Source organism: Pseudomonas saudiphocaensis (assembly GCF_000756775.1).
GTDB classification, from domain to species: domain Bacteria; phylum Pseudomonadota; class Gammaproteobacteria; order Pseudomonadales; family Pseudomonadaceae; genus Stutzerimonas; species Stutzerimonas saudiphocaensis.
In genome coordinates, this window is sequence record NZ_CCSF01000001.1 from 2,028,569 (window position 1) to 2,042,389 (window position 13,821).

Annotated in this window: 12 protein-coding genes; all 12 read right to left on the reverse strand. The window is 50.6% G+C overall.

The window, feature by feature from the left end; all coding sequences use genetic code 11:
- Positions 1-6: 6 nt before the first annotated feature.
- The 12 genes from wbjC to waaA all read right to left on the reverse strand — a co-directional run bounded on the left by wbjC (position 7) and on the right by waaA (position 13,528).
- Positions 7-1,125: a UDP-2-acetamido-2,6-beta-L-arabino-hexul-4-ose reductase gene (gene wbjC / locus BN1079_RS09465; protein WP_037023919.1), complete on the reverse strand. Its 1,119-nt coding sequence runs from the start codon at positions 1,123-1,125 to the stop codon at positions 7-9.
- A 3-nt stretch (positions 1,126-1,128) separates the two neighbouring features.
- Positions 1,129-2,163 (reverse strand): polysaccharide biosynthesis protein, encoded by a 1,035-nt coding sequence (locus BN1079_RS09470; protein ID WP_037023920.1) that lies wholly within the window; start codon positions 2,161-2,163, stop codon positions 1,129-1,131.
- 9 nt (positions 2,164-2,172) lie between these two features.
- Entirely contained in the window at positions 2,173-3,318 is a 1,146-nt protein-coding gene (locus BN1079_RS09475) for a glycosyltransferase family 4 protein (protein WP_037023921.1), read from the reverse strand.
- A complete protein-coding gene (locus tag BN1079_RS17355) occupies positions 3,315-3,923 on the reverse strand; it encodes a CatB-related O-acetyltransferase (RefSeq protein WP_074436833.1) in 609 nt (202 codons plus the stop codon). Before BN1079_RS17355 ends, BN1079_RS09475 begins: the two co-directional genes overlap by 4 nt.
- Positions 3,924-3,925: 2 nt before the next feature.
- Positions 3,926-5,152 carry an O-antigen ligase family protein gene (locus tag BN1079_RS17585; RefSeq protein WP_139053057.1) on the reverse strand — a complete coding sequence of 409 codons (1,227 nt, stop codon included), beginning with the start codon at positions 5,150-5,152 and terminating at the stop codon, positions 3,926-3,928.
- Complete coding sequence (locus BN1079_RS17590; protein ID WP_139053058.1) at positions 5,149-5,811, reverse strand: hypothetical protein; 663 nt, start codon at positions 5,809-5,811, stop codon at positions 5,149-5,151. The genes BN1079_RS17585 and BN1079_RS17590 overlap by 4 nt, the downstream gene beginning before the upstream one ends.
- A complete protein-coding gene (locus BN1079_RS09480; protein WP_037023923.1) occupies positions 5,808-7,103 on the reverse strand; it encodes a lipopolysaccharide biosynthesis protein in 1,296 nt (431 codons plus the stop codon). The genes BN1079_RS17590 and BN1079_RS09480 overlap by 4 nt, the downstream gene beginning before the upstream one ends.
- Positions 7,104-7,318: 215 nt before the next feature.
- Entirely contained in the window at positions 7,319-8,488 is a 1,170-nt protein-coding gene (locus BN1079_RS09485; protein ID WP_037023925.1) for a nucleotide sugar dehydrogenase, read from the reverse strand.
- A 203-nt stretch (positions 8,489-8,691) separates the two neighbouring features.
- Positions 8,692-9,579: a UTP--glucose-1-phosphate uridylyltransferase GalU gene (gene galU / locus BN1079_RS09490; protein ID WP_037023926.1), complete on the reverse strand. Its 888-nt coding sequence runs from the start codon at positions 9,577-9,579 to the stop codon at positions 8,692-8,694.
- A 99-nt stretch (positions 9,580-9,678) separates the two neighbouring features.
- Positions 9,679-11,316 carry an MBL fold metallo-hydrolase RNA specificity domain-containing protein gene (locus BN1079_RS09495; RefSeq protein WP_037023927.1) on the reverse strand — a complete coding sequence of 546 codons (1,638 nt, stop codon included), beginning with the start codon at positions 11,314-11,316 and terminating at the stop codon, positions 9,679-9,681.
- A gap of 23 nt (positions 11,317-11,339) precedes the next feature.
- Complete coding sequence (locus tag BN1079_RS09500) at positions 11,340-12,050, reverse strand: Wzz/FepE/Etk N-terminal domain-containing protein (protein ID WP_037023928.1); 711 nt, start codon at positions 12,048-12,050, stop codon at positions 11,340-11,342.
- 206 nt (positions 12,051-12,256) lie between these two features.
- Complete coding sequence (gene waaA / locus BN1079_RS09505) at positions 12,257-13,528, reverse strand: lipid IV(A) 3-deoxy-D-manno-octulosonic acid transferase (RefSeq protein ID WP_037023929.1); 1,272 nt, start codon at positions 13,526-13,528, stop codon at positions 12,257-12,259.
- Between the last annotated feature and the right edge of the window lie 293 nt (positions 13,529-13,821).

Genomic DNA, 13,821 nt, shown 5'->3' on the forward strand with positions numbered 1-13,821 from the left:
TTTAGCTCAAGCTTCGGTACAGACCGGGCGAGCGTAGGTATCGGGGTGTTCGCGGTCGAAAATTTCGTTGGCCCATAGCATCACGATCATTTCGTCGTCGCCCACGTTAGTAATGTCATGGGTCCAGCCCGGTACGGTTTCGACAATTTCCGGCTGATCACCTGTGGTGAACAGCTCATTAAACTCACCAGTCACGATGTGCCGGAACCGGAAGCAGGCCCGGCCCTTGATAACCAGGAATTTTTCCGTCTTGGAGTGGTGATAGTGCCCGCCACGGGTAATACCAGGATGGGCCGTAAAAAAAGAAAACTGCCCCGAATCCTTGGTTTTGAGCATTTCCACAAACACACCACGCGGGTCACCGTATTTCGGCACCTCGTAGGTAAACCGCTCGGGCGGGAGGTAACTCAGGTAAGTGGAATACAGCGCCCTGACCAGGCCTGTGCCCACCGGCTCGGTGATCATCGACGTGCGGCTATTACGGAACGCATGCACCTGATCAGCCAGCTCGCCAACCGTAATGCTGTACTGCGGTTCAACACTGACAAAAGGCTCATAGGCCACCTTGCCATCCATTACGTCAATGAAAGACCGAATCACATCATCGATGTAAACGAGGTTGATACGCGCAGCAGGATCGTTGATCTGAATTGGCAGGTCGCGGGAAATGTTATGGCAGAAGGTCGCTACCGCCGAATTATAGTTCGGGCGTGCCCACTTCCCGAAAACATTAGGCAAACGGAATAGGTGAACGGGCGAGCCTTGAGAGCTCTGCAGCTCGAGCAACGCCTCTTCAGCACTACGCTTGCTACTGCCATAAGGATTATCCAGTTCGGCCTGACTGGAGGAGGTATAAAGCACAGGGATCTGCCGGCCACAAAGCTTGATGGCTTCGCACAGCGTACGAGTCAAATCGGCATTGCCGATCTGAAACTCCTCCGGATCCTGCGGGCGGTTGACACCAGCCAGATGGAAAATACAGTCCACCTGCTCAACAAGCTCTGGCAAGCTTGCTAACGAATCCTCGCGGGTAAAACGCAGCACCTCAATATCGGCGCGCTCGTTCAGATGTGCGATGAGATTTTGGCCAACAAATCCATTAGCCCCGGTAATCAAAACCTTCATGGCTTACTCCTCAGGCGTTGCGTGCTCGCCACGCTGGATTGCGCGCATAAAGTCCAGCTTCAACAGCAGCCGCTGCATCCCTTCTACATCCAGTCGCTCGGTGTTGTGTGAGTTGTAATCTTCGCTGCGAGAGATTTTCGTCTCGCCCTGCTCTACGAACTTGGCGTAATTGAGATCGCGCAGATCCGGTGGTATGCGGAAGTAATCACCCATGTCCTCGGCAGAGGCCATTTCTTCGCGGCTGAGGAGTGCTTCGTAGAGCTTTTCGCCGTGACGCGTGCCGATCACGTTGATCGGATGGTCTGGCTTACCTACCAGGTGCGTTAACGCCCGCGCCAGCGTCTCCACTGTAGCGGCGGGCGCCTTTTGCACGAAGATGTCGCCATTGTTGCCATGTTCAAAGGCATAAAGAACCAGATCTACGGCATCGGCCAGCGTCATCATAAAGCGGGTCATATTCGGATCGGTGAGCGTCAACGCCTTACCCGCACGGATCTGCTCGATAAACAGCGGGATCACCGAGCCACGTGACGCCATGACGTTACCGTAGCGCGTACCGCAAATGACGGTCTTACTATCATCAACATTGCGAGACTTGGCCACCATCACCTTTTCCATCATCGCCTTAGAAATGCCCATGGCGTTGATTGGATAGACAGCCTTATCAGTGCTTAGGCAGACCACTCGCCGCACATGATTCTGAATCGCGGCCTCTAAGACGTTTTCGGTGCCAAATACGTTGGTCTTGACAGCCTCCATAGGATGAAACTCACAAGAAGGCACCTGTTTGAGCGCAGCCGCATGAAAAATGTAATCGACCCCTCGTGTAGCATTTAGGATGCTCTGAAAGTCACGCACATCCCCAAGATAAAATTTCAGCTTTGGATGACAGTATCTTTTCCGAAGATCGTCTTGCTTTTTTTCATCACGACTAAAAATTCTGACCTCAGAGACGTTAGTATGCAAAAAACCGTCAAGAACTGCAGTGCCAAAAGATCCGGTGCCACCCGTTATTAGTAACGTTTTGCCTGAAAACATAAAACCACCCTACTTTAATCCAAGGCTCTGACGTGCAATATTAGAGTATAAAAACTTTTCACTTTCATCAGAACGAGCAGATGCTTTCATTTTCGAAAAAAAACATGCGTCTTCTAAAATATTCTCGAGGCAACCTTTGATTTCTTTAAAGTCGGAACGTTCGAGAAATATTACATTACCACCCAAGTCAATATGTGCACTCCCTGGCCAGTACTTGACAAGCATTGGTTTTTTTTGAGCGACAACCTGCTCCCAAAAAACAGAGTGCCTTCCTGGGAAAACCACTAGATCAGCAAGCTCAAAGAAATGAAAACTTTCTTCGGGAGTAACCCAGCCAGCATAAATAACATGCTCGTTAAGCAAGCAATCAAACTTATCTTTTATTTCTGGCAACACAGAGCCAAACACAATCAACTTAACCCGCCCCTCAAATTCGGCAACGGCACGCATTAGCTCAAGAACCTCAAGCTTGGCGTTATCAATCTTACCCCCCGTAACAATCAAAAAAGCATCAGAGCTCAAACTAAAGCGCGCCCGAAGCCTATCAATAATTGATCTAGGAAAACTTAAACAATCATCATCAGCACCCATTAACAGAAGCTCAATCTTATCCAACGGCACTTTATATTCACTTGATAGGAAATCCACTCGACTTGGAAGGACACCGTAAAACCGCTCAACGAAAGGCAAAATAGCTTGCGCACACGCACGCCAGACAACTCTATGTAATAAGTATTTTGAGATAAAACTTCGACCGCTATTAGAAAAGTCAGCATGATTATCAACAAAAACTTTAGCTGAATTATTTTTCAAATAACGGACAACAGAAAACATGTCCAGAAATTGACAACCGTGAATAAACAGAACATCAGGCTCAAACTCCTTAAGCGACTCATAGACGCCCTTAAAGCGCTTGAGCTTATGGTCAACCAAATTGTGTACATAGCGAAGCCGCCTGACTTTAATCCCATCTTCATTAAAATAACAGCGCGGGGCTTCCGATATGATTAACTTGCCATTCACATCAAACACATCAGGCGAGGCCAGTATCTCAACCTCATACCCGAGCCGCTTATGATATCTTGGAAGCAGATTTTCTTGGTAGCTAGCGTTATCAATATAAAAGCTTGCCAAGCACAAATGAAGAATTTTCAACTCGCACCTTTAAACTCAGAAACAAACTGCAGGACATTATTGAACTCTTTTGATAACTGTTTTATCTCAGAATCAGCCAAATCCCACCAAGCAACACTTAGCAACTTATCGACAGTCTCAACATCAAATCTCATTTTTATTCGTTGCGCTGGGTTTCCAGCCCATATTTCGTAGGGAGGAACAGACTTAGTTACTACTGCACCCATACCGATAACAGCGCCATGACCTATGTGAATACCTGACTTTATTAGCGCATTGTTGCCTATCCACACATCCGAGCCTATATAGGTCTTTTCTGTCGCCTGATATTCAAAACTGGAAAAATTGAAATTAAGGACATTTCTGCCTTTTATAAAAACTGGAGAAGTTGAGACCCAGCTCACGGGGTGACTAGCCCCACCAATGATAACGTTATCTGCAATTGAACAAAAACTCCCAATCTCCGCCTCGATGATAGTGCAGTCATTCCCGACATAACTATAGCGATCTATAGAGCTATTTAAAACATGACTTGCACTACAAACCTTTGCACTCGGGTGTATAGCCGAGCCCTTAACTGCAGAGAGGCGCATCAGCTTGATAAGCTTTGATACATAGTACCGCATGACTATCTCCTTTTAACCGAGACATGTGGCCATTTATTCTGTAATTCTAAATTGATTATCATGGCTATTGGCAAAAATAGATTTATGGCGAAAACCAGGCTTCCAGAAAAGCAAAACATAACAAGACCGTTGATATATAAAACCAAAAGCCAAGTATCCTCAGGGTCTTTCTTACACATACTGCAAACCAACCAAAGCGCATAAAAAACAATAAAAGAAAATATACTAAAGCCAACCAGCCCGGTAGACATCAGAGCCTCTAAAAATACATTATGTGGGTAATGACCATTAACCACTACCGCACCACCAAAAAGAGGGCTAGCCAGAAAATAACTTATCGCTCCATCCCAGAGGGCGAGCCTGCCGGACGTAAAGTCGTGGCCGGGACGTTCGGAAAATAATCTTTCGGAAAAGCCCGCCCCCATAACAAGCAGCATGCCGAGCAGTGATACTGTTAAGGTAAAAACCAGCATAGAGTTAAAATTTTCTTTATTTGAGTAATAGGCAATAGAACCAAAAGAAAGCAAGAGCGCGACCAGAGACCCACGCGTCGAGCCCAACGTAAGCGGCACAACAGATAGAAGCAGAACAACCACAACCCAAAAAGTCTTACAACCACCCTCCTTACGAAAAGCTAACCTATAAAGGCAGATAGACATTACGAGCGCTGATACATAACCAAGCGAGATAGGGCTTAGATACTTAATATTTTCATCTAAAAACCTGACATGGCTAATTCTTACAATTCCAGAGATAATATACTCATGATATATGAGCAAGCATACGAAAGAGAAAAAAAATCCCGAGCAAGTTATGCTACCTACTGCAAGCCTGCGAAGCTTTACACTATCAATACTAGAAAGAGAAAAAACAGAAACAGGGATAATGCAATATGACAGTGCGTATAGCATGTAAACATAAACACTATTTTCGTATTCTTGATCAAATAAATTCAACACTAAAACCAAAAAGTAGTGGCAAAAAAACAAGCATAACGCCACAATAAAAAGCAATGACCTGATGTTAAATATTTTTTTGGAGCCGAACAGGATTACAAGCGCTAGAAATAGCGTAGCCACTCGCAGCGGTACCGAATAATATATACTATCAAAGGCATCAAAATGCAAAACAACAGCCAACCCTATATAATACCCAACAAAAACTAAAAAGAAGAAAAGATAAGCTGACTTACTAACGATGCCGGTTTGAACCTTTCTATTGTCACTCATATATCTAGCCAATAATCATCTAGCTGATCATCCACCACGGTAACCGGGCATCCGCGATCTCTATATATCTGAATCACCTTTTCGGTCAACATTAAAACACCATCAATATCATCAGAGAAAATATTGCCAACGCCATTTCGAAGGCTCAGGCGTCTGTGCAGCTCGTCTCTTTCGATATTTAAAACAACCAGCTTATCGGGAATGGGAGCCTCGTTTAAGTAATCCTCAATAGTTTTTACTGGGACACCTGCATAATACAGAGATGTAGCACGCTGAGCTGGACCCTCATCAAATATGACGCATTGATCACTCTTTAGCCTTCGCGCCAAACTAAACCCATAAAAAGCCTTACGCCCCAAAATTATCCGCTGTTTTAAATATATTGACCTAGGCGAAAAATACTCTAGCGCAGAGACATACCTACTATAAGAAACACTCCCCACAAAGGTCCTCACATCTTCTTTGTGTCTTGAAAGCTTTGAATAGACTTTGATTGTCTGTTTTGGCGCAAACCTACAGAAAAGCATCAAAAGCGGCAGAAGAAAACTAAATCTATATGAAACAACAAATTCCTGAGGAATGTACATTTTTTTTGCCAGACGATATTTTAACGTTGTTTTACCAGAGCCAGCAGGGCCATATAGCTCTATTAACCTCATTGCGCCACCCCTTGGTTAAACCTTATTAAAGTCCACAAGATGAAAGCTATTAAAAAATAGTACGATGACATACAGAACGAATAGACCCACATTGTAGATACAAAGCTCAAACTCTGATACCAAGAAAATAAGAAAACAAAGGCCACACCGACAAGCCGAACAAAATTAAGGCACAAGTAGAGCCGCTGTTTATCTAGCAAATCGAAAATCCGCATAATTGGCGTAGTGATAAACTGAAACACGATACAAATAGACAATGCGCTTCCTGCAACCCCCGCCAGACGCCACTCATCACCATAAACAATCTTGAAAAGGTAAGGGCCTCCAAAAAGCAAAGTGAAGAAGGGGAAAAGACTTAATATAAACAATCTTACAATCAGACTTTTTGTGATTTCCCTTATCTCCGCCAACCTCGTAGCTCCCAGTTTTGCTATCTCAGCGTAGTAAGCCTGGCTTGTTGTTTGCCCGAACAAGGCAACAGGCAGCGCGAGAGTCATAAGCGCCAGCCCTAATTGACCAGCTACGTCAGCGCCATATCGCGATGCACAAAAGAATATCGGCAGCTGCATAGAAAGCAATAAAACGAACTGTGAGGGCAATCGAAAAATCGGATAGTCAGAAAACCGTCTTGAGAGGAATACTAACCTTCTAAAAGTAATGCTTACCTTATGCTTATTCCAAGCGCCGAAAAATAACTTTGCAAGGTACAGGGCGCTGAGAGCGTGCTTCAACAACTGGCCGGCTAGCAGTCCCATATGCGAGGCCCCCAAAAGGCCAAGCAGCACCTTAGCACTATCACCCAGTATCGTAGGCAATGCACTTGAATAAGAAATCAATTTAAACTCTTTTTTACGTATGGCCCACCCAGTAAAGAGCTCATAGAACCCTAACAGCAAAAAGCTTAATAGAAGCAGCCACCAACTATCAACAAACACACTATCGGACCCAGGGATTTTCAGAATTTTAAAGACAAAAAACAAAAAACAAAAAACAATAACAGCAGCAAGCAAAGTGCAACACGCCGCCAATGTCGCCAGATTGATGGCCAAGGAATCTGATCGAATTAACGGAAGAGCTATAGAGTAACGAAACGAAGCAAATGGCGTAATAACCATCAGAGTAGCCAAGTAAACAGTCAACACCCCCAGACTTTCTGGCCCATATATCCTAGTTATTATAGGAACTAGAACTACCGAGGCTACCTTACCGACAAAGGAACCCAAGGCCAGAACCGACATATTCTTAAGAACTTCGGAAGCTTTATCAAATTTCCCCAAGATAAATTTCGCCATATAGTTTTATATTCAATAACCACGCCGGGACACATCACAATAAACAATTGAATTCCTGTCACTTTCTTTATCAGTTAGCAATAGCAACCATATTTAGAGTAAATACAAGGTTGCTGAGAGCTTGCCATCACAACCCAGCGACCTCTTCCTCTGCTCCAGCAGTCGCTTAGCGGTGTGCATTCTAATAAAGCCCGGGGCACCGGTGATCAGGTATTTCATGCGTCGTTCCCGAACAGGTCGCGAGTGTAAATCTTTCCTGCAACGTCCTGCAGGTCGCCAGAAAGGCGGTTAGCCACAATGACGTCGCTGAGGGCGACGAACTCGTTCAGCTCGCTGATGACGCGCGAGTTGAAGAAAGCTTCTTCCTTCAGGACAGGCTCGTATACCACAACCTCAACTCCCTTGGCCTTGAGCCTTTTCATTACCCCTTGGATGGCAGAGGCGCGGAAGTTGTCAGAGCCGGACTTCATCACCAGGCGATAGATACCAACCACTTTCGGGTTGCGAGCTAGAATGCTCTCGGCGATGAAGTCCTTGCGGGTACGGTTGGCTTCAACGATGGCCTTGATCAGGTTGTTAGGTACTTCATCGTAGTTAGCCAGCAATTGCTTGGTGTCCTTGGGCAGGCAGTAACCACCGTAGCCGAAGGACGGGTTGTTGTAGTGGGTGCCGATACGCGGATCCAACCCTACTCCCTCGATTATTTGCCGGGTGTCTAGGCCATGCACCTGAGCGTAGGAATCCAGCTCATTGAAATAGGCTACGCGCATGGCCAGGTAGGTATTGGAGAACAGCTTTATGGCCTCCGCTTCCGTAGATTCGGTAAACAGCGTAGGTACATCCTGCTTAATGGCGCCCTGCTGGAGCAGCCCCGCAAATACCTTGGCACGCTCGCTTTGCTCGCCGACGATGATGCGCGAGGGGTAGAGGTTGTCGTACAGCGCCTTGCCTTCACGGAGAAATTCTGGGGAGAAAATAATGTTCTGAGTGTTGTACTTTTCTCGCAGGCTTTTGGTGTAGCCAACCGGTACGGTGGATTTGATCACCATGACCGCAGCGCGATTGATGGCCAGCACGTCCTCAATTACGGCCTCGACACTGCGGGTGTTGAAGAAGTTGGTTTGGGGGTCGTAATCGGTAGGGGTGGCGATGATCACGAATTCGGCGTTGCGGTAGGCCTCTTCCTTGTTGAGAGTCGCTTTCAAATCGAGATCTTTTTCAGCCAAGAATAGCTGGATCTCTTGGTCCTCAATGGGCGACTGGCGGTCGTTGATCAGATCAACCTTGGCCTGGACGATATCCAGCGCAATAACCTTATTGTGCTGGGCCAAAAGAACGGCGTTGGAGAGCCCTACGTAGCCGGTGCCGGCGACTGTGATGTTCATAAATATCCATACCTTAACTGAGCCGGTGCCGCGTCAACGATGAGATGTTGAGGCGATACTGAGTGGGTGCCACTCTTTTCATCAATCACAAGTGGTGGATGGGTAAAGCGTCATCCACCCTACGGAAATCGCACGACCGACAGTTTGATCTGTAATGTGCCACAGGGATTTCAGTGCGATTCAGTTCGCAAACCTCCCAGTCTTCAAAGACTCTTAACCCAAGCAGTGAAGGCTTTGCCTTCTGTGCTATGGCGCATGCTGTATTCCACGAACGCCTTCATGTAACCCAACTTGCCCCCGCAGTCGTGTGATTTCCCGGTCATGTAAAAGGCGTTGGCCGGTTCCTGCTTCATCAGCTCGAAAATGCCGTCAGTCAGCTGAATTTCGTCTCCCGCTCCGGGCGGAATGTGGGCCAGGATGTCCATCAGGTGGGCCGGAAAGACATAGCGCCCTACTACCGCGAGGTTGGAAGGCGCCACCTTGGGCTCGGGCTTCTCGATAATATTAGTAAGCGTGGTGCTTTGGCCGGGTAGCAGCGTTGCTTCACCTGTGTCGACGATGCCGTATTTGTTGACATCTTCTTTCGGCACGGGCTCTACCAGAATCTGGCTGACCCCGGTTTGCTCGAACTCGCGCACCATGGCGGCTAGGTTTTCCTGCTCCAGATTGGCGGCAGCATCATCGATCAGCACGTCAGGCAGCACCACGGCAAAGGGCGCATCGCCTACGAGTGGTTTGGCACAAAGTACCGCATGCCACAAGCCTTTGGCCTGCCCTTGGCGCACCTGCATAATGGTGACGCCTTTGGGTGTAATGGATCGAACCTCTTCGAGTAGCTGACGCTTTACTCGTGCTTCAAGAGTGGTTTCCAGCTCAAATGAGGTATCGAAGTGGTTTTCGATGGTATTTTTTGAGGAGTGCGTTACGAGGATGATCTCGGTGATACCGGCTGCAGCGCATTCATTCACCACATATTGAATCAGTGGCTTGTCGGCCAGGGTGAGCATTTCCTTCGGAATGGCTTTACTGGCAGGCAGCATCCGAGTGCCAAGACCGGCAACCGGAATAACTGCTTTGGTGACTTTAGGCATGGGTTTCTCGACAGGTTATATCAAACACAACTATGGGTGACGCGCTGGTTGTTAAATCAGGCCAAGGCGGGTGCTTTATTGCATGCGATCGTCGTTCGTTCATTCCCGTGCGCCAGCTATGACCTTCAGGCCAAGGCTGCCCTGCTCCTTGTATCTCGACTGCAATTGGGCAGCTAATGCCTGCTTGGCCTTTTCCTCTCCGTGTACTACCCGTATCTCAGTCGGCCACCGCTGCATGCCGGTCACAAATTCCACCAAACCTTTTTGGTCCGCATGGGCGGAGTAGCCCCCGATGCTGGTGACACCGGCCCGAATATCGATGCGCTTTCCGTCCAGATCAACGTAGCCGCCTTTCGGGCCATATGTCTGGATTGCGTGCCCCGGCGTGCCCTTGGCCTGATGGCCAACGAAGAGAACGTTATGCCTTTTATCGCCCAGCATGGCCTTCAAGTAATTGACGATACGGCCACCGCTGCACATGCCGCCACCGGCAATCACGATGGCAGGACGGGCGGTCTGGGTCAGGTAGTCCACGATGCGCTGGTGGTCAGCGTGGCTGTCGATGGTGAGGAGCTGCTCGAAGGCCAGCGGGCGGCGCCCGGCTTGGACGCGCTCGCGGGCCTCCTGGTTCCAGAAGGGCTTCAGCGCTCGGTAGGCTTCGGTGAAGCGGCTGGCCAGGGGTGAGTCGAGGATGATGGGGAGTTGGGGCCAGTTGGTTTCGGGGGCTGGCTGGGGGTTGGTTTCAGTTTCCCTCCCCCTGGCGCTTTCGGGGGTGATTTCGTTTTGCAGCTTGGTTTCGCTACCCCTCACCCCTGCCCTCTCCCCAGAGGGGAGAGGGAGTTGGGCGGGGTTGACGCTCTCCTCGGAGGGGAGATTGGGATTTTCCGAGCTGGCTGTGTTCGCGAGCGAGCTCGCTCCTACAGGGGCGGGCGGGGGGTTGAGCTTGGTGTGGATGATGTCTTCGAGTTCGTAGAGCAGTTCCTGGGTGCGACCGACGCTGAAGGCGGGGATCAGTACAGTGCCCTGGTCTTGCAGTGCATGTTCGATAACCGCTTCCAGGCGCTGGCGGCGGGTTTGGCGGTCTTCGTGGAGACGGTCGCCATAGGTGCTTTCCAGTACTAGGATATCGGCGCGCTCGGGCGGTTGCGGGGGCATCAGAAAAGGCGCATGGGGTGCGCCTAGATCGCCTGAAAACACCACCCGCTTGCTCTGTTTCTGCTGCGGGTAATGAAGGTCGACTTCAGCATAGGCGGAGCCGAGGATATGGCCCGCACGCTGGAGGCGGACGCGCGCGATGAGCTCTTCGGTATCGACCACGGTGAACCAACGCTGGTAAGGCAAGGCAACGAGGCGGCTTTCGACCATGTCAATGTAACGCTCGACCCGCTGCTGGTCGCGGCTGAAGCTCAGCTTGAAGGCGTCTTCGAGAACGATGGGCAGGAGTTTCGCCGAGGCCTCACTGCACAGAATCGGCCCCTCGAAGCCTGCCGCCAGCAGATAGGGAATGCGTCCGACATGGTCGATGTGAACATGGGTGACCACCAGCGCCTTGATGGTATCGAGCGGAAAGTCGATGGGCAGACGGCTACCGCTCTCGCCGCTTGGAATGGAGGCGTCGTCACCCTGGAACAGGCCGCAATCGACTAGAAGGCTAGCCGATGCATTCATGACGAGCTGATGGCAAGAGCCGGTTACGCCATCCCTGGCGCCGTGGTGTTGAATTTCGGGATATACCACAAGCTATTCCTTTGGCTATCCGCTTAGTTTGTGCGAGCTCGCTTTTTAAGCATAATCCGCACTAAGGCGACGAACACGCCCAGCATCCCGCCGAGAACAAAACCAAGTGCAACAATCAACGTGCGCTTTGGTTTCACTGGCGTTGAATTAACCGTCGCTGGTTGCTCCAGACGATATAACGACGCCGGCTCGATACGCTGGCTAATGCCTAAGCCACCGAAGTAGTCATTGATCTGGGCTGCGGTAATTCGCGCGGTATAAGCCAGATAGTGCTCAACCACGACCTTAGGTGATTCAGCGACGCCTGCTGTTGCCGACACCGTCAAAGGATCTCTAGCGCCCCGCCCTTTCTTAACTGCCAGTTCAAACGGCACCTCCGACTGGAAGGCTTTTCGAAAAGCCTGTTGTCCGCTGAGCGACTCTAAATTCGACGTAAAGATAGAAAAGGAATCATTGGAGACTTGAATACCCGCCTTGATACCAAAGGCGCTGCTGTTAGCTTGCAGAGCGCCAAGCTCACCAGCTAAAGCGCCGAATGAATTAACAGGCGCAGGCGAAACTACAGCGCTGGAACTGTATTGGGGCGAAACCAAAAACGAGTACGCTAGCGCTCCTAACGTAGCTGTAATGAGAAAAGCCAGCACCGTAATCTTTTCAGCCCAAATTGCTTGGACCAATTCGACCAAGTCTATCTCATCATCGACACTTCGTTGGTTCAGCCCGCAGTCACTCATATCACTTCGCCATCTAGCCATAGAAAGGTGCGCAGCTTCCCACAAACACACGAACAGCGCCATAAGTTGGCGACGGTCTGCATCAACAAAACCGGACACATTAATGCGAGATATTCTCGTTACGGATTAGCAGGACGCTCGTTTATCAATCGAAAAAAACATGCTTATTAGCCGGTCCTTGCATTACCTAGCGTAGTATCTCGCTTTTACGAACCGATCAGTCGCTCCAGCCCAGCCAACAACCGATTCAGCGCCCCCTGGTTATTCCTGAGCACACCCAGCCCAGCCTCACGCATGCGCTCTTTGTTATTCGAACGCCGCCAAAGCGAATCGACCGAAGCAGCCAGCTCGGCGGCGCTGTTGACTTCAACGAGCGCGCCTGCGTCTCGCAACTGCGCGGCAATATCGAGAAAGTTGAACAGATGCGGGCCGGTCAGCACGGGCTTGCCGAGCGCGGCGGGTTCGAGCAGGTTGTGGCCACCGGTGGGCACCAGGCTGCCGCCGACGAAGGCGACATCGGCCAGGGCGTAGAGAAACAGCAACTCGCCCATGGTGTCGCCGAGCAGCACCTCGGTGCTCGGCTCGGGCGACTCATTCAGGGAGCGGCGCACTGTGCCAAAGCCCTGTTTAAGGCACAGCTCATGGACTGTGGCGAAGCGCTCGGGGTGGCGCGGCACGAGAATCAGCAGAGCGTTGGGATGGCTAGCCAACAGTTGTCGATGGGCGTCTAGCAGGATTTCGTCTTCGCCGGCATGGGTGCTTGCTGCGATCCATATTGGTCGATCTACCGCGCCCCACTGTTGGCGAAGGGTAGTTGCAGCCTCCGGCAGTTTAGGATCGATGGTGAGGTCGAATTTGATCGAGCCAGTCACTTCGACGCACTCGGGGCGGGCACCGAGGCGACGAAAGCGCTCGGCTTCGGCTTCCGTCTGCGCGGCGATCAAACTTAGCTGGGCCAACATCGGTGCGGTCAGGCGGGCGAAGCGCGCATAGCCTCGCGCCGAGCGCTCGGATAGCCGCGCATTGGCCAGAGCCACTGGAATGCCACGCTGCGCACATTGGTGAATGTGGTTGGGCCACAGTTCGGTTTCCATCACTACAGCCAGCTTTGGCTGGACGCGGTCGAGGAAGCGAGCGGCTGTCCAGGGCAAGTCGTAGGGCAGGTAGCAGTGTTGGACGCTGTCGCCGAACAGTGCCTTGATTCGTTCGGAACCGGTGGGGGTCATGCAAGTGATGGTGATCGGCAGTTTGGGATAGCGGGCCATCAGTTCGCGGATCATCGGTGCGGCGGCGATGCTCTCCCCTACCGATACCGCATGCACCCAGATACCGCCCGGCTTGAGCGGCGGGAGCCCAATGGCAAAGCGCTCGCCGATGCGTTTTGAATAAGCCGGCGCGCGCCTGGCTCGCCAGAGTAGGCGCAGAAACACTAGCGGCAGGCCGAGGTGGAATAAAACTGTATAGAGGGTGCGATTCATGGGGGCGGAGTTTACGCGAAAGCAGTCCCTGTAGGAGCTAGCCATGCTTGCGAATAATGCGCGGCCTCCGTGCAAGCCATTCACGGGCATGGCCCGTTCCCACAAAAAAAGCTGCCGGGCGGCACCCTGTGGGAGCAAGGCCATGCCTGCGAATGTGGTCAAGCGCCGGTGCGGAGGTTTTCGCGGGCATGGAGACGGCTGGCGGCACACTTGTAGGAGCGAGCCGTGCTCGCGAATAAGGCCCCTACCTCAGTGCAAGCCATTCACGGGCATGGCCCGTTCCCACAAAAGCA

Bases quoted from the DNA above. Each gene is read 5' to 3' on its own strand.
- wbjC (WP_037023919.1), bottom strand. From the start codon at position 1,125: ATGAAGGTTTTGATTACCGGGGCTAATGGATTTGTTGGCCAAAATCTC.
- BN1079_RS09470 (WP_037023920.1), bottom strand. From the start codon at position 2,163: ATGTTTTCAGGCAAAACGTTACTAATAACGGGTGGCACCGGATCTTTT.
- BN1079_RS17355 (WP_074436833.1), bottom strand. From the start codon at position 3,923: ATGCGGTACTATGTATCAAAGCTTATCAAGCTGATGCGCCTCTCTGCA.
- BN1079_RS17585 (WP_139053057.1), bottom strand. From the start codon at position 5,152: ATGAGTGACAATAGAAAGGTTCAAACCGGCATCGTTAGTAAGTCAGCT.
- BN1079_RS17590 (WP_139053058.1), bottom strand. From the start codon at position 5,811: ATGAGGTTAATAGAGCTATATGGCCCTGCTGGCTCTGGTAAAACAACG.
- BN1079_RS09480 (WP_037023923.1), bottom strand. From the start codon at position 7,103: ATGGCGAAATTTATCTTGGGGAAATTTGATAAAGCTTCCGAAGTTCTT.
- BN1079_RS09485 (WP_037023925.1), bottom strand. From the start codon at position 8,488: ATGAACATCACAGTCGCCGGCACCGGCTACGTAGGGCTCTCCAACGCC.
- galU (WP_037023926.1), bottom strand. From the start codon at position 9,579: ATGCCTAAAGTCACCAAAGCAGTTATTCCGGTTGCCGGTCTTGGCACT.
- BN1079_RS09500 (WP_037023928.1), bottom strand. From the start codon at position 12,050: ATGAGTGACTGCGGGCTGAACCAACGAAGTGTCGATGATGAGATAGAC.
- waaA (WP_037023929.1), bottom strand. From the start codon at position 13,528: ATGAATCGCACCCTCTATACAGTTTTATTCCACCTCGGCCTGCCGCTA.